The sequence below is a fragment of the Streptomyces sp. NPDC048718 genome (genome assembly GCF_043198875.1).
In the GTDB taxonomy this organism is placed as follows: domain Bacteria; phylum Actinomycetota; class Actinomycetes; order Streptomycetales; family Streptomycetaceae; genus Streptomyces.
The window spans coordinates 77,310-99,543 of the sequence record NZ_JBICVG010000004.1 but is presented as its reverse complement, the minus strand read 5'-3'; the positions used below and the strand labels follow the sequence as shown (position 1 = coordinate 99,543).

The 22,234-nt window shown below is 70.9% G+C and carries 19 protein-coding genes; 11 read left to right on the top strand and 8 right to left on the bottom strand.

Annotated elements, in window-relative coordinates:
• Positions 1-105 precede the first annotated feature (105 nt).
• From ACGFRB_RS08705 to ACGFRB_RS08690, 4 genes are read right to left on the bottom strand one after another with little or no spacing between them, the layout of a single operon-like run.
• Entirely contained in the window at positions 106-888 is a 783-nt protein-coding gene (locus tag ACGFRB_RS08705; RefSeq protein WP_393240793.1) for an ATP/GTP-binding protein, read from the bottom strand.
• The gene (locus ACGFRB_RS08700) at positions 869-1,282 is read right to left on the bottom strand and encodes a DUF742 domain-containing protein (RefSeq protein ID WP_361236019.1); all 414 of its coding nucleotides are present in this window, start codon (positions 1,280-1,282) and stop codon (positions 869-871) included. Before ACGFRB_RS08700 ends, ACGFRB_RS08705 begins: the two co-directional genes overlap by 20 nt.
• Positions 1,279-1,809: a roadblock/LC7 domain-containing protein gene (locus ACGFRB_RS08695; RefSeq protein ID WP_393240790.1), complete on the bottom strand. Its 531-nt coding sequence runs from the start codon at positions 1,807-1,809 to the stop codon at positions 1,279-1,281. The genes ACGFRB_RS08700 and ACGFRB_RS08695 overlap by 4 nt, the downstream gene beginning before the upstream one ends.
• The gene (locus ACGFRB_RS08690; protein WP_393240787.1) at positions 1,806-5,366 is read right to left on the bottom strand and encodes a nitrate- and nitrite sensing domain-containing protein; all 3,561 of its coding nucleotides are present in this window, start codon (positions 5,364-5,366) and stop codon (positions 1,806-1,808) included. The genes ACGFRB_RS08695 and ACGFRB_RS08690 overlap by 4 nt, the downstream gene beginning before the upstream one ends.
• Positions 5,367-5,930: 564 nt before the next feature.
• On the opposite strand from ACGFRB_RS08690, the gene ACGFRB_RS08685 reads away from it, so the two are divergent.
• Positions 5,931-6,716, top strand: a complete 786-nt coding sequence (locus ACGFRB_RS08685) for a hypothetical protein (RefSeq protein ID WP_393240784.1) — start codon at positions 5,931-5,933, stop codon at positions 6,714-6,716.
• 201 nt (positions 6,717-6,917) lie between these two features.
• On the opposite strand, the gene ACGFRB_RS08680 is transcribed toward ACGFRB_RS08685, so the two are convergent.
• The gene (locus ACGFRB_RS08680; protein WP_363001363.1) at positions 6,918-7,397 is read right to left on the bottom strand and encodes a MarR family transcriptional regulator; all 480 of its coding nucleotides are present in this window, start codon (positions 7,395-7,397) and stop codon (positions 6,918-6,920) included.
• 278 nt (positions 7,398-7,675) lie between these two features.
• Between ACGFRB_RS08680 and ACGFRB_RS08675 the strand changes: the two genes are divergently transcribed.
• From ACGFRB_RS08675 to ACGFRB_RS08665, 3 genes are all read left to right on the top strand, one after another.
• A complete protein-coding gene (locus ACGFRB_RS08675) occupies positions 7,676-8,518 on the top strand; it encodes a lysozyme (protein ID WP_363001365.1) in 843 nt (280 codons plus the stop codon).
• Positions 8,519-8,865: 347 nt separating this feature from the next.
• On the top strand, positions 8,866-9,780 hold the full coding sequence (locus ACGFRB_RS08670; RefSeq protein WP_393240781.1) for a lytic polysaccharide monooxygenase: 915 nt from the start codon (positions 8,866-8,868) through the stop codon (positions 9,778-9,780).
• 195 nt (positions 9,781-9,975) lie between these two features.
• Complete coding sequence (locus tag ACGFRB_RS08665; RefSeq protein WP_393240779.1) at positions 9,976-10,269, top strand: hypothetical protein; 294 nt, start codon at positions 9,976-9,978, stop codon at positions 10,267-10,269.
• Between the two features lie 134 nt (positions 10,270-10,403).
• Here the strand turns inward: ACGFRB_RS08665 and lon are convergent, their stop codons facing one another.
• Positions 10,404-12,815, bottom strand: a complete 2,412-nt coding sequence (lon, locus tag ACGFRB_RS08660; RefSeq protein WP_393240776.1) for an endopeptidase La — start codon at positions 12,813-12,815, stop codon at positions 10,404-10,406.
• Between the two features lie 201 nt (positions 12,816-13,016).
• On the opposite strand from lon, the gene ACGFRB_RS08655 reads away from it, so the two are divergent.
• From ACGFRB_RS08655 to ACGFRB_RS08640, 4 genes are read left to right on the top strand one after another with little or no spacing between them, the layout of a single operon-like run.
• A complete protein-coding gene (locus tag ACGFRB_RS08655) occupies positions 13,017-13,784 on the top strand; it encodes a TnsA-like heteromeric transposase endonuclease subunit (protein WP_393240773.1) in 768 nt (255 codons plus the stop codon).
• Entirely contained in the window at positions 13,774-15,801 is a 2,028-nt protein-coding gene (locus ACGFRB_RS08650) for an integrase (protein WP_393240770.1), read from the top strand. Before ACGFRB_RS08655 ends, ACGFRB_RS08650 begins: the two co-directional genes overlap by 11 nt.
• A complete protein-coding gene (locus ACGFRB_RS08645; RefSeq protein WP_393240767.1) occupies positions 15,798-16,880 on the top strand; it encodes a TniB family NTP-binding protein in 1,083 nt (360 codons plus the stop codon). The genes ACGFRB_RS08650 and ACGFRB_RS08645 overlap by 4 nt, the downstream gene beginning before the upstream one ends.
• On the top strand, positions 16,880-17,956 hold the full coding sequence (locus ACGFRB_RS08640) for a hypothetical protein (RefSeq protein ID WP_393240764.1): 1,077 nt from the start codon (positions 16,880-16,882) through the stop codon (positions 17,954-17,956). Before ACGFRB_RS08645 ends, ACGFRB_RS08640 begins: the two co-directional genes overlap by 1 nt.
• 25 nt (positions 17,957-17,981) lie before the next feature.
• Here the strand turns inward: ACGFRB_RS08640 and ACGFRB_RS08635 are convergent, their stop codons facing one another.
• Positions 17,982-19,235, bottom strand: coding sequence for a hypothetical protein (locus ACGFRB_RS08635; RefSeq protein WP_393240760.1), 1,254 nt, complete (start codon positions 19,233-19,235; stop codon positions 17,982-17,984).
• The gene (locus ACGFRB_RS08630; RefSeq protein ID WP_393240757.1) at positions 19,228-19,782 is read right to left on the bottom strand and encodes a DUF4365 domain-containing protein; all 555 of its coding nucleotides are present in this window, start codon (positions 19,780-19,782) and stop codon (positions 19,228-19,230) included. Before ACGFRB_RS08630 ends, ACGFRB_RS08635 begins: the two co-directional genes overlap by 8 nt.
• Before the next feature lie 556 nt (positions 19,783-20,338).
• On the opposite strand from ACGFRB_RS08630, the gene ACGFRB_RS08625 reads away from it, so the two are divergent.
• From ACGFRB_RS08625 to ACGFRB_RS08615, 3 genes are all read left to right on the top strand, one after another.
• A complete protein-coding gene (locus tag ACGFRB_RS08625; protein WP_393240754.1) occupies positions 20,339-20,647 on the top strand; it encodes a hypothetical protein in 309 nt (102 codons plus the stop codon).
• A 97-nt stretch (positions 20,648-20,744) separates the two neighbouring features.
• Positions 20,745-21,215 carry a DUF4259 domain-containing protein gene (locus ACGFRB_RS08620; protein WP_393240751.1) on the top strand — a complete coding sequence of 157 codons (471 nt, stop codon included), beginning with the start codon at positions 20,745-20,747 and terminating at the stop codon, positions 21,213-21,215.
• Entirely contained in the window at positions 21,212-21,625 is a 414-nt protein-coding gene (locus ACGFRB_RS08615) for a hypothetical protein (RefSeq protein WP_393240748.1), read from the top strand. Before ACGFRB_RS08620 ends, ACGFRB_RS08615 begins: the two co-directional genes overlap by 4 nt.
• Positions 21,626-22,234: the final 609 nt, after the last annotated feature.

Below are 22,234 nucleotides of genomic sequence, written 5' to 3'. Positions count from 1 at the left end.
TCGTATGGGCCCCCCGTACGGGGCTCGGGTCGTACGGGGCTTCGGCTGTTCGAGGGGAGGCCCGGCCGTACGGGTCCCGGGACCGCAGGGCCCCGGGACCTCGGGCTACTCGGGAGTCGCGTCGAGGGAGTGCTCGACCATCGCGAGGAGCGTCTCCACCACGCTGTACCGCTTCCTCGCGTCCATGATGACGACGGGCACGCGTTCCGGCACGGTCAGCGCCTCGCGGACATCGCTCACCTCGAAGCGCTCGGTGCCCTCGAAGTGGTTGACGGCCACCAGATACGGCAGACCGCAGCTCTCGAAGTAGTCGAGCGCCGGGAAGCAGTCGGTCAGACGGCGCGTGTCGGCGAGCACGATGGCCCCGATCGCGCCGCGCACCAGGTCGTCCCACATGAACCAGAAACGCTGCTGTCCCGGCGTACCGAAGACGTACAGGACCAGATCGTCGTCGAGCGTGATCCGGCCGAAGTCCATGGCCACGGTGGTGGTCAGCTTGTCGGGCGTGGCGGTGAGGTCGTCCGTCTCCTCGCTCGCCCGGGTCATCAGCGCCTCGGTCTGGAGCGGGGTGATCTCCGAGATGGCGCGGACGAAGGTGGTCTTGCCGACCCCGAACCCGCCCGCGATGACGACCTTGGTCGCGACGGGGGCCCGGGAGTGGTCCAGCTGCCAGTCCCGCGCACCGTCCTCGGGATCCGGCTCGGCGCCGGCCCCGGGTTCGGAGTCGGGTCCGGACTCGGAACCGGACGCGGATATGGGCCGGGTGGCGGCGGTGGGCTGGGCGGGGATGCCCGTACCCGGACGAGCGGGCGACGCGGGCGCGTCGGTGCTCGCGGCGGTGACGGACGGTTCGGCCACGGCGGCGGCCTCAGAGACGGCGGAGTCCACTCAGCACCCTTTCGAGGAGCGCGCGGTCGGGCCGGTCGGTGCCGTGACCGGTCCCGTACACACGTATTTTTCCCTGGTCGGCCAGGTCGCTGAGCAGCACCCGGACGACTCCCAACGGCATCTTCAGCAGTGCCGAGATCTCCGCGACGGTGCGCATCCGGCGGCAGATCTCGACGATGGCCCGCATCTCCGGCATCAGACCGCGCGCGGCCGCCCCGCCGTCCGTGAGGACCTTCCTCTCGGGCGCGGCCTCAAGGGCGGCCACGAAGGTCTCGACGAGGAGCACGTGGCCGAAGCGGGTCCGGCCGCCGGTGAGCGAGTAGGGACGGACCCGGGAGGGGCGGCGCCCCTCCCCGCGCTTCGGCAGCCGGTGAGCGGACGCGGCGGGTATCACCGCACGCCCTCCATGGATTTGGCCAGTTCACTGCGGAGTTCGGGCGTGAGGACGTGTCCGGCCCGGCCGACGAACAGCGCCATGTGGTACGCGACCACGCTCATGTCGCAGTCGGGCTCGGCGTGCACGCCGAGCAGCGATCCGTCGCTGATCGACATGACGAAGACGCTGCCCTCGTCCATCGCGACCATGGTCTGCTTGACCCCGCCGCCGTCCATCAGACGGGCGGCGCCGATGGTGAGGCTGCCGATGCCCGAGACGATGGTGGCGAGGTCGGCGGTGGAGCCGCGCGGCCCGTCGCCCCGCGGGGGCACGGGGGCCGCCGCCGGCGCGCTCGCGCCCTTGTTGCCGCTGCCGTTGCCGTTGCCGTTGTTCTGGATGTCCGGGTCCGACGAGAGCAGGAGGAGCCCGTCGGAGGAGACGACGGCCACGGAGTGGACCCCGGGCACCTCCTCGACCAGGTTGCCCAGCAGCCATTGCAGGTTGCGGGCCTCACTGCTCAGTCCGAATGTTCCGGTCGCAGTCAACTGCGTGCCTCCTCGACGGTGTCCCCCGTGGTCTCCTCGGTACGTGCTGTGGCTCCGGCCCGGATCTCGGCGGCCACGTCACGGCGGCCGTTCGCGGCTCCCAGCTGGAAGCCTCCGAGCCTGCGGCGCAACGCCTCGGCGTCCACGCCGCCACGGCGTATCCGCGGGTTGCCGGCCGCCGGGCCGGGTTGCCGCACTATCCGCGGGGTGCGCTTGGGCAGCCCCTTGTCGGTGACCCGGTCCCAGCCACCCTCGCGGGGGCCGGGGCCGGTCTCCTCGGAGGCCGGCGCGGAGGGCGCCGGCTCGGGGACCATCGTCGGCTCGGGGGCCGGCGCGGGTGCCCGACCGAAGGCCGGCTCGGAAAACTGGCCGGGCGTCTGTCCGGGCGTCCGTCCCGAGGCGGGTCCCGGGTCCTGCTCGTGACTCCGCTCGTGACTCCGCTCATGGCCCTGGTCGTGGGCCTGTCCCGGAGTCCGGGCCTGAACCTGGACCTCGGCCTGGTCGTGGCCCTGGTCGTGGGCCTCTCCCGGAGCCTGGGCCTGGTCGAAGGCCCCCTCACGGTCCCGCTCGTGGGTGGTCTGCTCCGCCGCCTCGGGCGGCGGTACGGGCAGCCGTACCTGGAGCGTGGTCTCCGACACGGACTCGCCGAACGCGGGGGTGGGCTCGGTGTCCACTGTGCCGGGAGCATCTGATGCGGCGGCTTCCGCCGCTTCTTCCTCTTCCGCCACGGGCTCCGCGCCGCGCGCCGGGAGACCGGGGCGGGCGGGGGCCTCGTCGGGGTCCGCGTCGTGCCCGGCGACCGGTTCGGCCGCGGGCCCGGCTCCGTGCGACGGCGTCACCGGGGACGTGGCCGCGCCGTCGTGACGTACGTCGTACGAGGCATCGTGCCGGACGCCGGCGCCGGGCCCTGCCTCCAGGGCGACCTCGCCCGGCTCGTCGGCGCCGTCGATGCCGGCTTCGATGTCGGCTTCGATGTCGGAGTCCGCATCGGTGTCGGCATCGGCGAGGCCGACACCCGCACCCGCACCCGCACCCGCACCCGCACCGAAAGCGTCCATCAGCCCGAACGGCGTCTGCGCCGACTCCGACCGCTCCGGCTCCGGCTCGGTCTCCGGTGCGCTCCCCGGCTCCGCCTCAGAGGACTCGGCCTCCCGCCGCGGCCTGACGATCGGGTGCGATCCCGACTCCTCGATCGCGCGCTCCGCCGCCTCGATGAGCGGATCGCGGTGACGCGGGGGAAGCCTGTTCGCGTCGGCCTCGGCGACCGCCCCCGGCAGGGTGAGCCGCGCGCCCGGGGCGGCGATGCCCCCGGCCCGGCCGGTGGGCGCGACGGTGGCGGGGACCGCGTCCGGCGCGGCGGCGGGCAGCAGCGACAGCGGCAGGATCACCACCGCCGCGATGCCGCCCTGCTTCTGCTCGCGCAGTTCGACCCGTACCCCATGGCGCGCGGCGAGGAGGGCGGCGACCCGGATGCCCAGGCCCTCGCCCGTCTCCTCCCCGCAGGTGACCTCGGGGTCGGCGAGCCGGGCGTTCAGCTCCTCCATGCGGTCGGCGGCGATGCCGATGCCGTTGTCCTGGACGGAGAGCATGACCTCGCCGGACTCCAGCAGCCAGCCGGAGAGCTGGACGTGGGACTCGGGCGGAGAGAAGGAGGTCGCGTTCTCCAGGAGTTCGGCGACCAGGTGGCTCAGGTCGTCGGCGGCGAAGCCCGCGATCTGGGCGTGCGGCGGCAGCGACTGGATGCTGATCCGCTCGTACCGTTCGATCTCGCTGACGGCGGCGCGCAGCACATCGACGAGCGGGACCGGGCCGGGGTGGCCGTGGTGGTGCTCATGGCCGGCGAGGACCAGCAGGTTCTCGCTGTGCCGGCGCATCACCGTCGCCATGTGGTCGAGCTTGAAGAGGGTGCCGAGCCGGTCGGGGTCCTGCTCGCGCTCCTCCAGCTTCTCGATGACGCCCAGCTGGCGCTCGACGAGACCGAGGCTGCGCAACGAGAGGTTGACGAAGGTCTGCTGGACGGTGCCGCGCAGCCGCTCCAGCTCGGCGGTGAGCACGGCGGTCTGGCTCTGGAGCTCGGCGCGCTGGTCGGTCAGCTCGGCGATGACGGAGTCGCGGGCGCCGGCCAGTTCGGCGCGGTCGCCGTCGAGCTGCTCGACCCGGGCGGCGAGGGCGGCGAACTTGCCCTGGAGGGTGTTGAGGGACTGGACGACCCGCGCGAACTCGTCGTTGCGCCCGGTGAACCGGATCGGCTCCTCGTGCTGCGGCTCGGCCGCGTCGGCCAGCCGGGCGGCGCCGATGCGCACCGCGGCGAGGGGACGGGTGAGGGTGCGGGCGACGAAGGTGGAGATGCCGACGGCGACGAGCAGACAGCCGCCGAGCAGGGCGATCCGCGTCTCCAGGCCGGTGACGTCGCCGTCGCGGAGGGCCCCGAGGCGTTCGGCACGCTGGGTGGCGAGCGACGACTCGACGCCGCGCATCTGCTCGATACGGGCGGAGAGCGCGGCCTCCAGAGCGGCCGGGTCGGTGTTCAGCTCGGCCGCCGAGAGCTCGGGCCGGTCGGTGAGCTTGGCCAGATACCGCTCGGCCTGCTTGACCTCGGGCCCCGTGACACCGGCGGCGAGGGAGGCGCGGGCGGTGACGGTGGCGGCCTGGTCGAAGTCGGCGAGGGCGGCGAGTTCGCGGACCCGGGCTTGCTGGGCGGCGGCGGTGAGCGCGTTCCTGGTGCGGTCGGCGTCCTCGGAGCCCGCGGGGACGTCGGCGACGTAGGTACCGGTGGCCGGGTCGTAGTGGGTGGCGCCGGTGGCCTCGGGCCGGGGTACGGCGAGCGCGGCGAGCAGCAGACCGCGCTCGGCGGACGCCTGCTCGGTGGCGTGGCCGAGCGCGGCGGGCGCGCGGACGGCCTCGGCGGCACGTGGCGGGGTGCGCTCGGCGAGCCGGTCGGAGAGGGCCTGGAGCTTGCCGATGATCTCGCCGTACGCGCGGTGGGCTTCGAGCGCGCCGCCCTTGCCGGTGAGAGCGGTACGCCGGATGGAGGGCAGTCCGGCCAGATCGCGGCGCAGGTCGGCGGGGGCGGCGGCGCGGATCTCGTCGATCTGGCGGTCGACGCGGGCGGACTTGGCGTCCGTGATCCGGCGCTTGGTCTTGTCAGTGCCGGTCTGGTCGTCGCGGCCGGCGGCGATGTACGCGACGATCTCGTCGCGCTCGTCGGAGAGGGAGTGCGCGAGGGAGACGGCCTGGCGGTCCAGCTGCGCGAGGGCGACCAGTTCGACGGACTCGTCGAGGTCGGCGGAGGCGGCGAGGACGGCGGGGGCGCCGGCCGCGAGCACGGTGAGACCGACGAGGGCGACCCCGGCGACGAGGCGGCTGCGGACCCGCTTCGTACGGCCGGTGGCGGCGGGTGCGGGGGCGGCCGGGGCGGCGGCCGGGGCGGATACGGAGGACGGCCCGGATACGGAGGACAGCCCGGAAGTGGGAGACGTTCCGGAGACGGAGGACGGCCCGGAGGCGGGGGACGGGGCCGGGTTCATGGCCTCGGCGGGGAGGGGGACCGGGGTCATGGAGTCCGCGCCCCGGGGTACCTGGGGGGTCCGGGGAGCCTGCGATGTCCGGGGTGCCCGGGATGCCGCAGGCGCCTGAGGTTCGGCGGGCAGGGGCCGGATGGGCAGGCCGGTGGCCTGCGGGTCACCGGGGGTCTGGCTCCGCGCGCCGTTGTTGCTCCGAGGCCGCTTCTTCTGCACCGGTGCTCGCATTCTTGAATCGTCCGCCCTTGAAGCAGAGGTGACGACCGGTCACATGGATGAGCCCCCCACCCCTGGTGTGTCCACCGACCATTTCAGCGGTTCTGGTCAGGGGACTCGCATCGGCCACTCCGCCACACGAACGAGTGAACAACACTCCGGAGTTGGTCAACAACTCCCGATGACGGCCGCGGGGCACCTCGCCCACCTGTCGGTTGGATCTTCCGCGCGGCCTTTGGCAGGATGCCCGCCCGCAGCTTTCCGGACCCGTCCGATCCCCGCCTCCAGCTCATGCGCCGCCGCTGGTACAGACCGTATTCGGCCGTTTGGAGGCGATGTGAAGGAGCCATGCGGGAGTGGCGGACGCGGGGCAGACTGGACGTCATGCGGACCGAAGCGGCGACCCTTCCCGGCAGCCCCGAACGCCCCAACGAGGACTGGGCGGCGGCCGCCCTGCCAGCCTCGGGCCTGGGTGGCACGCTGGTGGTCCTGGACGGGGTGACACCCCCGTCGGGCGACGACGGATGTGTACACGGTGTGCCCTGGTTCACGGCACGGCTCGGCGGGGCGCTGACCGAACTATCCGCTTCGCGAAGAGATCTGACGCTGTCCGAGATCCTTTCCCGGGCAATCCGGCGCACCGCCGACGTCCACCGGAACACCTGTGACCTTTCTCACCCCCGCACGCCCCAGGCGACGGTCGCCCTGGCCCGCTGGGACGACCTGACGGTCGAACACCTCGTCCTGTCCGACGCGGCCTTGCTCCTGCGGTCCCCCGACGGCGCGGTACGGGCCGTGCTCGACGACCGGCTCGACCGGATCCCGGCCGACGTCCGGCGCTCGGTCGCCGCCACCGACCGCCTGCGCAATCAGGAGGGCGGCTTCTTCACCGCCGCCGCCGATCCGGCCGTCTCCGCCCGCGCGCTCACCGGCACGACCCCGCGCACCGAGGTCCGGGCCCTCGCGGGCCTCACGGACGGGGCGACCCGGTGGGTCGACCGGTTCGGGGCGGGCGACTGGGCCGACCTGTTCGGGGTCCTGGAGAAGGAGGGCGTCCGCGCTCTCCTCGACCGCGTCCGGGTGCTGGAGGCGGCCGACGCGGAATCGGCGGCCCCGCGGGGCGGCAAGCCGCACGACGACGCGACGGCGGTGTACGTGCGGCTGGGGTGAGCGGGGGCGGGGCGCGGCCGGAGTCGAAGTACGGATCCGGGGCGGTCCGCCGGGACGCGGGGGTACGAGTCGGTCCGGAGGCGGAGCCGGCGGGCCGGGATCCGGATCCGACCGAGCCCGCGAACCGACCGCGCCCGTGAACCCGAACCCACCGAACCCACGGAACCGGCCGAACCGGCCAAGCCGTCCGTCTCCCGGGGATCAGGCCGAGCGGAGGTTGAAGTGCTGGAGCAGGCGGGCCAGTTCCGCCACCTCGGAGCGGTCCCAGTCGGCGAGCTTGCGGACGTAGCTCATCCGGCGGGCGTCGCGGACCTGACGGAATCGGCCCTGGCCTTCGTCGGTCAGCCGGACCAGCGAGGCGCGGCCGTCGACCGGATCCGGGTCGCGGGCGACCAGGCCGAGGTCTTCCAGGGCGCGCAGCTGGCGGCTCATCGTCGCCTTGCCGACACCGATGTACGCGGCCAGGTCGGTGGCCCGCTGGGGGCCCGCCTCGTCGAGGCGGATGAACAACCCGTAGGCGGAGGGCTCCAGTTCCGGATGGACCTCGCGGGCCATCTCGCCGGACTGGGCCCGGGCACGGCGCAGGAGGACCGCCAGTTCGCGCTCCAGCGCGAGGAACTCCTGGTCCACACGGCCCCCGCCGGCCGCCGGCGCTTCACTCCCCGTACCGCTTCCGTGCACGTCAGCACCCCTCGCGCGCTTTCCGCTCGCTGAAAGTTTCCTCGCGCCGCGGCCATCGCCGCAGCTCCTCCAGTATTTCGCAGGCGTAGACCAACGGAAGCATCCGGATCCCCTTCCGTTGGCTGGTCTACGTGCGTAGCGTGGCCTATCGGCGCGTACATGACATGTTCCAGAGATGACATGAACACGTCAGGCTTTGCCATGGTCCACGCCGGTCCGCCACCGGCGCGGGACCGACCCCATCCCCACACCCCCCACTGACATCGCGGAGGCACGCAATGCGTGTGCACAGATCCGGAAAGACCCTCGCCGGCGCCGCTCTCGCGGCCCTGACGCTCCTGCTTCCCCTCGCCCTCTCCGGCACCGCGAGCGCCGCCCAGGACCCGGGCCCGAGCGCCAAGAAGATCCCCACGCGCGGCACCGCCCACATGGGCATGGGCGTGCTCGCCCACGACGGCCAGAACGGGCAGCCGGGCGGCGCCCCGGCCGTGGCCGCCCAGACCGAGGGCGTCGACGTCGCCGGCTACCAGGGGAACGTGGACTGGCCGACCCTGTGGAACAGCGGGGTGAGGTGGACCTACGTCAAGGCGACGGAGGGCACGTACTACAAGAACCCCTACTTCGCGCAGCAGTACAACGGCTCGTACAACGTGGGGATGATCCGCGGCTCGTACCACTTCGCCACCCCCGACACCACGACCGGCACCGTCCAGGCGGACTACTTCGTCAACAACGGCGGCGGCTGGTCCAAGGACGGCAAGACGCTGCCGGGCGCCCTCGACATCGAGTGGAACCCGTACGGCGACGCCTGCTACGGCAAGACGCAGTCCGCGATGGTCACCTGGATCCGCGACTTCCTCAACCGCTACAAGGCCCGCACCGGCCGCGACGCGGTGATCTACACGGCGACGAGCTGGTGGACCCAGTGCACCGGCAACTACGCCGGCTTCGCCACCACGAACCCGCTGTGGGTCGCGCGCTACGCCAGTGACGTCGGCACGCTGCCGGCCGGCTGGTCGTACTACACGATGTGGCAGTACACCTCCACCGGCGCGTACGTCGGCGACCACAGCCACTTCAACGGCGACCTCTCGCGCGTACAGGCGCTCGCGAACGGCTGAGCCGGGGGCTGCCGTACGTCAGCGGCCACCGTACGGAACCCCAGCGGGGCTCCGGGGAACGAACACCCCGGGGCCCCGCCCTTGTGCGTATCGACGTCTCGGCGTCTCGGCGCCTCCACATATCCGCACCCCCACACCTCCGCACCTCCGTACTTCCGCGCGGGGCGCCGACCCTCGCGGGGCGCCGACTGCCGCGCGGGCGGGAATCCACGACTCCTTCGGCACCCCTCTTGCCGATTGGTATGGACCAATGCGACCCTCGGGGCGGCGCACGGATCCCAGCAACTCCCGTGCGCCGACGATGTGTTGCTCCGCGTCCTCCCCCACGCACGAGAGAGAGCCCCCGCATGCCGTCTTCCCGCCGTACCCCCGTCCTGGTCGCCGCCGCAGCGTCCGCGGCGGCGGCGTTCACCGCCTTCACCCCGACCGTCGCCTCGGCCCACGGCGCCGTGTTCAACCCGGTCAGCCGGATCGCGGCCTGTTACGCGGAGGGCCCGGAAACCCCGAAGTCGCAGGTGTGCAAGGACCTCGTCGCCGACTCGGGAACCCAGCCGCTCTACGACTGGAACGAGGTCAACATCGCCAACGCCGACGGCAACCACAAGGCGCTCATCCCGGACGGCAAGCTCTGCTCGGCCAACCGCGAGAAGTACCGCGCCCTCGACTGGGCCCGCACCGACTGGCCCGCCACGGCGGTCGCCCCCGGCACCTTCGGCTTCAAGATCCGGGTCACGGCGGCGCATTCCGGCACCATGACGATGTACGTCACCCGGCAGGGCTTCGACCCGACGAAGCCGCTGAAGTGGTCCGACCTCGACCCCACCCCGGTCGCCGTCTACAACACCACCCGTACCGCGACCGACGGTTACTACGCCTTCGACGGCAACCTCCCGTCCCGCACCGGCCGTCACCTCGTCTACATGGTGTGGCAGCGCAACGACAGCCCCGAGGCGTTCTACAGCTGCTCGGACGTCACCTTCGGCGGCGGCGCGGCGAACGCGGCCCCGGGCACGGCCACGACCACCACCACTGCGGGCACGGCCGCGGCGAAGGCCCCGTCCGAGGCTGCGATCGCGGCGGGCGCCCCGCTCTCCACGGTCAGCCACGCGGGCCACGGCGGCGACGAGCGGCCCCCGGCCCTCTCCGCCGAAGCCGCCGGCACCCCCTCCTCCCCGCTCCCCCTCGCCCTCGCGGGCGCCGGGGCCCTGGCCGCCTTCGGCGCGGGCAGCCTGCTCCTGACCCGGCGCCGCGACCAGTCCTGATCCCGGGCGACACGCGGCACGGCGGCGGGCGCACCACCGAAAGGCGGGCGCCCGTCGCCGTACCGCACCCATTCGCGTGTCCACGGATCGCCCGCTCGGCGCCCGCGAATTGCGGGCGCTCCTCCGGACGGAGAGGTTGTCTCCGGGGCCCTCGCGCCCCGTCGTCCCCGAGCACCTCACTCCCCTGGAGTCTGTATGCGACGCCTCGCGACCGCCCTCGGCACTCTCGCCACCGCCGGGATCATGACGCTCTCCCTGCCCGGCACGGCCTCGGCCGCCAACGGACAGCTCTTCATCGCCCCCGACACCACCATCCGGAACCCGAGCGGCTGCTACGAAGCACCGGTCTTCCCCCTCATCCTGCGGAACCAGACCAATGCGAGCGCCCTCGTCCACGACGGTGCGAACTGCACCGGGCGGGTGATCGCGGTCGTTCCTCCCGGCGGCCGGACGACCCAGGAATTCGGGCGCAGCGTGTCCATCAAATGACAGTCGTCGTGCGGGGAATCGGCCGGGTCACTTCCCCGCACGACACGACACTGCGGCCCGGAAGGGCCCGGGCCGCGGCCCTGCCCTCCCGGACCGCCACCCCCGCCCCTCCCGGGCCGCCCTCCCGGCCCGCGTCAGGCCGCCACGCCCACCGCCACCTCCGCCGGGGCCAGCGCGATCTCCAGGACCTGGCGGACGTCGGTGACCGGATGGACCTCCAGCTTGTCGAGGATCTCGGCCGGGACGTCGTCGAGGTCGGCCTCGTTGCGCTTGGGGATCACGACGGTCGTGACGCCCGCGCGGTGGGCGGCGAGCAGCTTCTGCTTCAGACCGCCGATCGGCAGGACGCGGCCGGTCAGCGAGACCTCGCCGGTCATGGCGACATCGGTGCGGACCAGCCGGCCCGACAGGAGCGAGGCGAGGGCCGTCGTCATGGTGATGCCGGCGCTCGGCCCGTCCTTGGGGACCGCGCCCGCCGGGAAGTGGATGTGCACGCCGCGGTCCTTGAGACCGGTGACGGGCAGTTCCAGTTCCGCGCCGTGGGAGCGGAGGAAGGAGAGCGCGATCCGCGCGGACTCCTTCATGACGTCGCCGAGCTGACCGGTGAGGGTCAGCCCCGCCGCGCCGGTCTCCGGGTCGGCCAGCGACGCCTCGACGAACAGGACGTCGCCGCCCGCGCCGGTCACCGCGAGCCCGGTGGCCACGCCGGGGACGGAGGTGCGGCGTTCGGCCGGGTCCTGTGCCGACTCGGGGACGTGGTGCGGCCGGCCGATCAGCCCGCGCAGCTCGTCGGGTCCGATGGTGAACGGCAGCTCGCGGTCGCCGAGTTCATGCTGGGCGGCGACCTTCCTCAGCAGCCGGGCGATCGAGCGTTCCAGGGTACGGACGCCCGCCTCTCGCGTGTACTCGCCGGCGAGCCGGCGCAGCGCCGCCTCCTCCAGGACGACCTCGCCCTGCTCCAGGCCGGCCCGTTCCAGCTGCCGCGGCAGCAGGTGGTCGCGGGCGATGACGACCTTCTCGTCCTCGGTGTAGCCGTCGAGCCGGACCAGTTCCATGCGGTCGAGCAGGGCTTCCGGGATGGCTTCCAGGACGTTGGCGGTGGCCAGGAACACCACGTCGCTCAGGTCGAGTTCGACCTCCAGGTAGTGGTCGCGGAAGGTGTGGTTCTGCGCCGGGTCCAGGACCTCCAGGAGGGCGGCGGCCGGGTCGCCCCGGTAGTCGGAGCCGACCTTGTCGATCTCGTCGAGCAGCACCACCGGGTTCATGGACCCGGCCTCCTTGACCGCCCGGACGATACGGCCGGGCAGCGCGCCGACGTACGTGCGCCGGTGGCCGCGGATCTCCGCCTCGTCCCGGACGCCGCCGAGCGCGACGCGGACGAACTTCCGTCCCATCGCGTGCGCGACCGACTCCGCGATCGACGTCTTGCCGACGCCGGGCGGGCCGACCAGCGCGAGCACCGCGCCGCCGCGCCGGCCGCCGACCACACCGAGACCGCGCTCGGCACGCCGCTTGCGTACGGCCAGATATTCGGTGATCCGCTCCTTCACGTCGTCCAGGCCCGCGTGTTCGGCGTCGAGGACGGCCCGGGCGCCCTGGATGTCGTAGGCGTCCTCCGTGCGCTCGTTCCAGGGCAGTTCGAGCACGGTGTCGAGCCAGGTGCGGATCCAGGACCCCTCCGGGGACTGGTCGCTGGACCGCTCCAGCTTCTCCACTTCCTTCAGGGCCGCCTCGCGGACCTTCTCCGGCAGGTCGGCGGCCTCGACGCGGGCACGGTAGTCGTCGGACTCGTCGCCCTCGGCGTCGCCGTTGAGCTCGCGCAGTTCCTTGCGTACGGCGTCGAGCTGGCGGCGCAGCAGGAACTCGCGCTGCTGCTTGTCGACACCCTCTTGGACGTCCTTGGCGATGGTCTCGGCGACATCCTGCTCGGCCAGGTGCTCACGCAGCTGCGCGGTGGCGAGCCGGAGCCGGGCGACCGGGTCGGCGGTCTCCAGCAGGGCGACCTTCTGGTCGACGGCGAGGAAGGGCGAGTAGCCGGCGTTGTCGGCGAGGGCGCCGACGCCGTCGATCTGCTGGACGCGGTCGACGACCTGCCAGGCGCCGCGCTTCTTCAGCCAGCTGGTGGCCAGCGCCTTGTACTCCTTGACCAGCTCGGTCACGGAGCCGGGCAGCGGATCGGGCAGGGTCTCCTCGACGGCGCTTCCCTCGACCCACAGGGCCCCGCCGGGCCCGGTCGTCCCCGCGCCGATCCGCACGCGGCCACGGCCGCGGACGAGCGCGCCGGGGTCGCCGTCGGACAGCCGCCCGACCTGCTCGACGGTGCCGAGCACGCCGGTCGCGGCATACGTTCCGTCGATCCGCGGCACGAGCAGCACCCTCGGCTTGCCGGCGCCGCCCCGCGCGGCGGCCTGGGCGGCCTCGACCGCGGCCCGCACCTCGGTATCGGACAGATCCAGCGGCACGACCATTCCGGGCAGCACGACCTCGTCGTCGAGCGGCAGCACAGGCAAAGTGAGCGGCGCGGACGCCACGGACTCGGAAGCCATTGATCTCCCCTTCGGCAGTCAAGTTGAGCTACACCGACTCAATGCATATGAGCCGCCTGGTGTTCCCCGAATGCCGTTCGCTCTGAGCGATCACCCGTTCACTGTCCTTCACCGCTTGACCTTGCAAAGGTCAGCTTGATCCTGCATGGGATCTTGCATAGGTCAGCGTGACCTTGCATCGGGGGCAAGCGTTAGCTGGTCGTGGTGCATGCGTTGAAGGTGCTGTCGGGCGGGTCCGCTGGGCCACCGATTGAGGGGTTCGAGGTCGGGTACGTCGACCGGGACGGGGCGGAGTTCCGCCTGCCGCTTGTGAACGCGTGGGCCGTTCGGTTCGAGGACTCCGCTCCGGTACGCGCGTTCAAGTCGTACAAGGGGCAGCGTCACCTGCCGGGTCTGTGGTGGTCGGCGACGGCCGGTGGGCATGTCGGGTACGAGTCTTGGCTGGAACGCGATCACGTGATGTTGATGGACTTCGACCCGTCGGTGGTGGGGATCTCCTCGCAGCCGTTCTGGCTCTTCTGGCGGTCGGAGGCGGGCAAGGCCGTCTCGCACGCGCCGGATTACTTCGCCCGCCGGGAAGACGGCACGGCGGTGGTGGTCGACTGCCGTCCGGCAGATCGCCGCAAGCCTCGGGACGTGGCGAAGTTCGAGGCAACGCGGACGGCCTGCGCTCAGGTGGGTTGGGAGTTTCGGCTGGTGGGGGCACCGGACGCCATCGTGGTGCGCAATGTGCGCTGGCTGGCCGGCTACCGCCATCCCCGGCACCGGTTGGAGCGGGTCGCCTCCGAGTTGCTGGCGGCGTTCGCCGAGCCGCGGCCGCTGCTGGACGGGGCAGCCTCGGTGGGGGATGAGATCGCGGTGCTGCCGGTGCTGTTCCATCTGCTGTGGACGCACGAGCTGGCCGTGGACATGTCCGTTCCCCTGCACGCGGAAGCTGCGGTGTCCGCGGGGGTGGCCGGTGGCTTCTGAGCGCTGGGCGGTGCTGCGGCCCGGTGACTGGATCACCTACGACGACGGGGACCACCAAGTCGTGGCGCTCGCCGGTACGGCGGTGCGGCTGCGGTCGCAGTCCGGGGCGGAATCGGTGGTGCTGGCCTCTCATCTGATGGCGGCGCCGGACTTCTCCGTCACCGGCACGGAGCCGTTGCCCGCGCTGGAGCCGTCCGGGCTGCTGACGGCGCTTCCGGAGGCGGTGCTGGCGGCGGCAAAGGAGTGGGAACAGCACATTGCCGAGGTCAACACAGGGCTGCCCGCCAGCGCCGGACCGGGCGCGTCTCCTCGGCCAGAGTACGACCCCGCGGTGCACCCGTTGAGCGAGCGGGCCAGGGCGAAGGCGGTCGAGCTGGGGGTTGGCCTGCGCACGGTGAACGAGAAGCGGGCCCGTTATGCCCGGCAGGGGCTCTGGGGCCTGGTCGATCAGCGTCTGGTGCGGGTATCGGAGCCGACCGGGCGGGCGGATGCCCGTCTGGTGGCGGCGATCCGGGAGGTTATGGACGCGGAGACGTCCGGCTCGACGGGGACGCGCTCGCGGCTGATCCGCCGGGTGGTGAAGCTGGTGGAGGCCACCCACGGCGAGGGGGTGGTTCCACTGCCAAGCAAAAACACCTTCTACAGGCTGATCGAGGCGCTGTCGGCCGGGCGGCATACGTTCGGTTCGGCGGTCACGCGGCGGCAGACGGCGAACCGGCCGCAGGGACCGTTCACGCCGACATTCGCGGACCGGCCCGGGGAACAGGTGCAGATCGACTCCACCCCGCTGGACGTGATGGTGGTGCTCGACTCCGGGCTGACGGTCCGCGCGGATCTGACGATCGCGGTCGACGTCGCGACCCGCACGGTCTGCGCCGCGGTGCTGCGGCCGGTGGGCACCAAGGCGGTGGACGCCTCGCTTCTGCTGGCCCGGATGCTGGTGCCCGAGCCGATGCGGCCGGGCTGGCCTGCGTCGCTGCGGATGGCGGCCTCACGGATGCCGCACATGCGGCTGCTGGACGTCGACGCGCGGATGGAACAGACAGCGGCGAAACCGGTGATCGCGCCGGACACGGTCGTCATCGACGGCGGCAAGGTATTCATCTCCGACACGTTCCTGCGGGCCTGCGAACGGCTCGGCGTCTCGGTGCAGCGGGCGCGTCCGCGCACGCCGACCGACAAGGCGATCGTGGAGGCCACATTCTCCTCGATCAACACGCTGTTCACCCAGCACCTGGCCGGCTACACCGGCCGGGATGTCTCACGTCGCGGCGAACGGATCGAGGACCGGGCCGTCTGGACGGTCGCGGAGCTTCAGGACCTGCTGGATGAATGGCTGCTGGCCGGGTGGCAGGCGAGGCCGCACAGCGCTCTGCGCGACCCGTTCCGCCCGAAGAGGGCGATGTCGCCGAACGACAAGTACGCCTCGCTGGTGGCGGCCTGCGGCTATCTGCCGCTGGTGCTGCGCGGCGAGGACTACCTGGAATTGCTGCCCGTGGCCTGGCGAGCGATCAACGACTACGGCATCCAGGTCAGCTACCGCACTTACGACAGCCCCGACCTGGGGCCGCACCGGCGCGAGCACTCCGGGATCACCGCCAAGCGCGGTCTTTGGGAAGTGCACTACGACCCCTACGACCTATCCCAGGTGTTCGTCCGCACACCGGGTGGCTGGGTCACCGCGCCGTGGACACAGTGGCCGCTGATGAACGCGCCGTTCGCGGACTTCACCTGGCAACACGCGCGCCGTCTGGCGGCCGAGGCTGGACTGGACGACACCAACGAAACGGCCGTCGCCCGCGTCCTGGACAGTTTGCTCACCCGCGCCGAGCACGGCCCGGACACCCGGTCGGCCAAGGTGGCCGCCCGCACCCGCACCGCCAGCACCGTCCTCGCCCCCGCCGCGGCACCCGAGACCGAACAGCGCACGGAGTCACAGCCTGAGCTCCAGCCACCCGCAGCAGCTGCGGAGTTCGGGATCTTCGACGCTCACGCAGTGGCCGAGAGGTGGCTATGAACTCGCCCTCCCCGTCTGCCCCGGAGAAGGAATCAGCCAAGCAGGCTCCGCCGGACAACCCGCTGACCACCAAGGAGGGTTGGCGTCACTTCGTCTGCCACGAGCCAGTCCCGCCCCCGCTGCTGACAGCCAGCGAACGGGCAGCGCTGGGGCCGCGGGAACGGATGCGTGAGGACGAACGGCGCCGCGAATATCACGCCGATCTGCCGATGGTGAACACCCTGGCCATCCGCAAGGTCACCACTACCTCCCGGTTGCTGATCCAGCTCAACCGCAACCAGATCTCAGCCCGCCGCGGCGTGATCCTCTCCGGCGCCTCCGGCACCGGGAAGACAACCGCGCTGACCCAGCTCGGCCGGGCGCACGAGCTGGCCATCCGCAAGCGGCACCCCCGCGACCGCAACCGGCTCCCGGTCATCTACGTCACCGTCCCGCCCGCGGCCACACCGAAGATGCTCGCGATGGAGTTCGCCCGCTTCTTCGGGCTGACCTTCCCCACCCGAGCCAACGTCACCGACGTCGTTGACGCCGTCTGCGCAACGGCCGCCCACGTCCACGTCGACCTGGTGCTTGTCGACGAGATCCACAATCTGACCCTCACTACCCGCTCCGGAGCCGAAGCCTCCGACCAGCTGAAGTACCTCGCCGAGCGGCTACCTGCCACCTTCGCCTACGCCGGCATCGACGTCGAATCCAAGGGCCTGTTCGCCGGAACCCGAGGACGGCAGATCGCCGGACGCTTCGTCGTTATCCCCGCCGCCCCGTTCGCGCACGCCACAGCTGCCGATCGCGAAACCTGGCGGGCCCTGGTGGGAACCCTGGAGTCGACGCTCCGGCTGCACGACCACACCGCAGGAACGCTCACTGGCCTGAGCGAGTACATCTTCCACCGCACCGGCGGCATGATCGGCAGCCTCTCCCAGCTCATCCGCGGCGCCGCCGTCCTGGCCATCGAAGATGGCAGTGAACGCATCACCGAGGACCTGTTGGCCGTCGTCCCGATCGACTTCGCCGCCGAGCAGTCCGAGAAACTCACCGCACCGGCCAAGCCCTCCTCCCGGCGAAGGCGAGTGGCTTGATGCTCCTGCGCCGTCTTCCTGATCCCGTCCCGCCCGCCCGGCATGAGATCTCCGCCTCCTACATAGCCCGTCTGGCCCGGCTCCACGGCCTCGACATCAACGCCCTCTGGCGATGCGTCACCGAACGTGAAGCCTCCGGAGGCATGCGTCGTGTCGTCGTCCCCGAACGCCTCGCTGCCATCACTGGCCGAACCGTTCACGCCCTCGCCGGCGCTTTGCCGGAACTTCGCACACCACAGCCCGACTGGGCCATGTTCCGCCACCAGCCACAGCCCGGCTGCCCTCACTGCAATGCCAAACACCCTGGCGGCGAGGTCATCAGGATCATGCCGCACCATCGTTACGTCTGCACCCGGCACCGGCTTTGGCTCTGCCCATCCGACGCCGACGGACACACCACGACCCTCGATACCCTTCCAGAGGTCGTTCAAGCACAGCATCGGCATCTGCGCATCCTCCGGCGTCACGGGTGGGCCGTCACCTACGACGCCGTCCTCACCGCCATACTCATCTGCGGCCAGCTCTGGTCACGACCGGAGAACGAGAACGGCGCGGCATGGCACGACTGGACCCGCCGGGCCAACATCCTCATCCCGCCCGGCACAGCCGAAACGACCTTCTCCGTCGCACGTCTCTGCGCCGTTGTCTATCCCGAAGCCGTCGCGCTAGCCCCGCTCTTCGCATCGCCTTACTGGAGACAGGAGGCACAGCAATCGACCTGGAACCGCCGCCGCTTCAACACCGAAATCGCCCACCGGCTACGACACCCTGACTACAGATACAAGGACCACGACAACGATCCCATCAGCCACTGGGCCAACATGAACGCCAAGCGCTCGCCGCTTGCACCCATCTACGTACACGGCCAAAAACGTCAGCTGCGGAAGCCAGCTCTCAGCCCCGCCACCCGACGCGCACAGCAACGGCGCGCTCACGCCTTCGACGCATCCCACCGAGCTGGTGAAGCGCTCGTCGCACACCGCCATCTCGCCACCGTCTTCCGGCGAGCCTGGGACCCCATGCGGAGACACGTGCTCACGCCAGCCGGAGACAGCTACTACCAGCTGCGTCCGTGATAATCCCAAGGGGTCGGATTCTGATTCACTCCATGTCGTCGATGCTTAGCTGTCCCCGTGTGACCGGTGGGGCCTGGGGGCGTTCCATTTCCTCAGCGCGTTGCAGGGCGTCCACCGATCCGACCGTGCGCATGACGCTGGCATCGTAGAGCCAGTGGAGATTCCCTTCACGCTCCAGTCGGCCATTGACCTGCACAGCGAGGTTCTCTTCGTACGCGTGAATGGCCTCGTGGTATTGGTCTTCGTCGGCCAGCCGTACACGGACCTTCCGGGGCTGCCCCCCTACGATGCTCTCAACTCCGAAGACGCCAGGGCCGTCGGCCTCCTTACGGGCGAGCAAGTGAACCCGACCAGTCACCGTCACGAACCCAGCGTCCTCCGCCGCAGCCAGCCGATGTGCCGCCTTCTCCAAGATGACCGCATCGCCGCCGGAGAATTCGTAACGCGAAACAGGTTCCTCGAAGCCGCCTGGCACAGAGGTGTCCCATTCGATCGTGATGTCCGATCCGTCAGAGTGCTCGGTGATCCCGAGAATGGCAGTCGCCATCTCGTACGAGACCCCTTCTCGCACGCCCGCGTCGAAGCCCGTGAGAGACCCACTGGAGCGATAGTGATCAATGGCCTCGACAGTCGCGGACAGCGCCTTCACCACCGCGTGGCTGACATCCCGCCCATACGGTCCGGCTGCCGCACCCACATCCAGGGCAGGCGCCGAGACGGAAGGCTTACGCAGCAGCACTGTCGTCGCTGACGGAGCGAACGCCTTGACGATGTAGCTGCCTGGTTCCGTCTGTCCCATCAGTACCGAGTCGAGGTAGCGGTTGGCGAACTGACCGTGCCGGTTACCGAAATGCCGCGCCTGGTCCATGTACGACTTGGCACCTGCGACCAGGGTGCGGCGGGCGCAGGAAATGAGCCGCTCGCCCTCCCGCCAGGAGATGAGTCCGCTAGGGAAGGCTGCTTCTCTGCGGAATCGGAACTCGTCCGTGGGATCCGTGAACAGTCGTGGGGCGATCGCCCGGGCCCACAGGCTGCGATAGCTGGGTGCGCTCACCTGCTGAAGCAGACTCTGCAGGACCTCGATGTACTCCGGCGCCTCGCGGTCCAGAGGAACTACAAAGGAACCAGCGCGAGGATCAGGTTCACCGGGAGGGGCAAGCCTGTTATAAATGCCGCTGCGACGGCCAACGAGTGTCCAGCCGGCTTCGGTCATCAGGGTGGTGAGTCGGGTCGGGTCGACGCGCCACAGATCGAGCCCGGTCGATGCCAGGTCAGCCATGGAGCTGCTCACCCCTCTCGATCTTTCCCATAATGGCGGTCAGCGTCTCGGCGTTGAAGAGGTTGGCGGTGGGAATCCGAACGTAAGGCCTCTCGACCGCTGGAACGGTCATCCCCTCCAGGTTCAGCCAGTAGCAGGCTTGCTTGACCTCCAGATGCGTGTGTGCGGTCCGCGTCCACTCCGCCTGCCCCTTGGGAATTGCCATAACGACCAGTAGGGACTTCATGCCTAGGCGAGGGCGGACCAGACGCTCCATGTAGTCGCGCTTCTCAAAGCGGTACCCGAAGGATTCCGCTTCCCCGTTGACGGTGAGCTGCGTGGTGCTCTTCATCTGGACGTAGAAGCTGGCTTCCTCCCCCAGCGGGTCGGAGGATGTGCGCACGAGCATGGCGTCCATGCCGAACATGTCACGTCCCTGCTTGATGAAGAGACAGCCCGCGGTCGCGGCGACACTCTGCATGTAGCCCTCTTGGAGCTGTTCCATGCAGGTCGTGAACGTGCGGCGGTCGACGGGTTCGGCTATGCCGCTCCCCACAGCTCGCGACATGGATACCCCCCTTTGGTTTCCCTTGCCCCAGCGAGCGCAGCATACGTTTCCCCCCTCCCAGCTGTGTAGGCCACCCACAGCCACGCTATTGACCGCCGCTGACAGTCGCCCGGATCGATGGGCCATGCAGGCGACAGGCGACAGGCCCCATCCCCTCCATGCCCGAGAGCGACAGTCCGAGCCACCACGTGCTGCCGGAGGTCCTCGCACACCTCTTCAAAGAGGCCGCGGATCACGGAGTCAGCCACGGCACCTCGCACGCGGGCGCCCATGTCGCGACAGGCATCGATACCGTCTGGAAGATGCAAAGTCGATCTGGACACAAGCGGGCCACATAGACCAGCTCTTCCTTTCATTCCACAGGTCAGCACCAGGTCTCGATGCAGCCACAATCGGGACGGGACATTCACGGCCGTGTCCGCCGCCGTGCGGCGGGGCCCTCGACCCGCCGCGGGCGGCGGCGTAGCGTCGCGCCCATGGCCGCGTTCTTGACATTCCCGCCGCTCCCGCCCGTGTCCGACGCCGAGGCCGCGCGCCGGGGGCGGGGGGCCGGCCGGTGACCGTACTGCTGTGGGTGGGCGGAGTCGTCGTCGCGCTGGGCGCCGGCGCGTTCCTCGTGGACCGCGCGCTACTCGCCCTGGAGGCGCGCGGCTGGATCTACTGGCGCAAGACCAAGGGCCTCTCGTCCCTCGGCGTCGACTTCATCCAGGAGGGCGACCCCGGGGCCCAGGCGGTCAAGCGCGCGATGGAACAGGAACGCGTACGCAAGAACGTCAAACCGGCGGAGGACCCGCCCTTCCGGGTGGACCTGGACGCCGGCATGGTCCACATCCGCCGTCCGCCCGACGACGTGCGGGAGCCCTGATCCCTGCCGGTGCGCGTCCACTGTCAGTGGCGGGTGCCACGATGCCCGGACATCGGCTCAAGGACTCAAGGTCCGAAGCTCTCCAGGGGGAGGAAGCATGGGCACCTGGGGCACCGGTCCCTTCGACAACGACACCGCCGCGGACTGGTGCGACGGCCTTGACGACACCCCCGCCGAGAACCGTCACGCCCTTGTCCGCGACACCCTGATCCGCGCCGCCGACGCCCCCGGAGGTCTCGACACGTGCATCGCCGACGAAGCCGTCGCGGCGGCCGCCCTGGTCGCCGGCCAATGCGGCGGCCATGCCCTCGAAGAGTCTCATGACGGTCCGGAGGCGCCGCTTCCCGACCTCACCGACCTTCGCACCCTCGCCCTCGAAGCGCTCGATCGCGTCATGACCGATCCCTCCGAGCTCCTCGAAGCCTGGGTCTCATCCGCCGATGCCCACGCCTGGCGGGCAAGCATCGATCGGATGCGTGCCGTACTCACCCCCGCCTCCCCAGGCGAACAGCTCGCACTGGACCGGTCGCCCGCACCTTCCTCCACGTCCGCCGAAGAAACATCATGAGCTGGGAAGTTCTCCTCTTCCGGATGCCCGCCAACATCACGTCGGCGAAGGACCTGCCCGTCGACTACAGCCCACCCCTGCTCGGCACTCCCGACGAGGTGGCCGCCGCCGTGCGGCGGGCCGTTCCCGAGATCGGCCTGTCGGACTGCTCGTGGGGCGAACTTCTCGGCCCCACCTGGTCGATGGACATCAGCATCAATACCGAGGAACCCGAGTACTCGCTCATGCTCCACATCAGGGAGTTCGGCGACGACGTACTCCCCTTCATATTCCGCATCGCGGACGCCCTGGACTGCCGGGCCCTGGACCTCTCCTCCGGCGACCTGCTCGCGCCCGGCGAGCCCTCGGGCCGGCACGCCTTCCAGGAGTACCGCGACCGGGTACTCGGCGGCCCTGGCCCGATCAACTGAGCGGCGGTCCGCTGCGGGCGCCGGGCGCGCCGGACGGGCTCGACTTCCTTCACCGGTTCACCGAGCGCTTCGGCCTCCGCGGCATCGCCATGGGCGTCACCCTGACGCCCATTCATTCCCTCGCAGGGGTGACGGAAGATTCACGCCGTTTCTCGCCGCTACCCGCCGATGTCCCCCTGCCGGACGCTCCCGGACCGCGCGCGGTCCCGTCGACCGATCCCACCCCTCTATATACCTGGTCATTGGCCGGGCGCACCGGCCACGACCACCCCGGACCGGCCCGTCTCACCGCTGCCTGCGCCGCGCGGGCGAGGTGCGGGCAGCGGCTGGAATACGACCCCTCGCGCGACTGGCTGCCCGAGCCGCCCTCGGCGGCGAACCGAGCGGGGACGCCCCCGTCGGACACACCCCCGAACGGACGAGTTGTTCGCTCTGAGCGAACACACTCCCCGCGAGGCACCCTCGCCACGGTCATGCCCCCACGCCATATCCAGCCATCCCATCGGCGTGGATGACCGGCGGGCTGGACCGTCTCGCAGGACGCTCCACCCACCCGTGCCCTGGGGCCAGCGGATCGACGCGGCATCAGCGGGACGGCTGTGCGCCGAG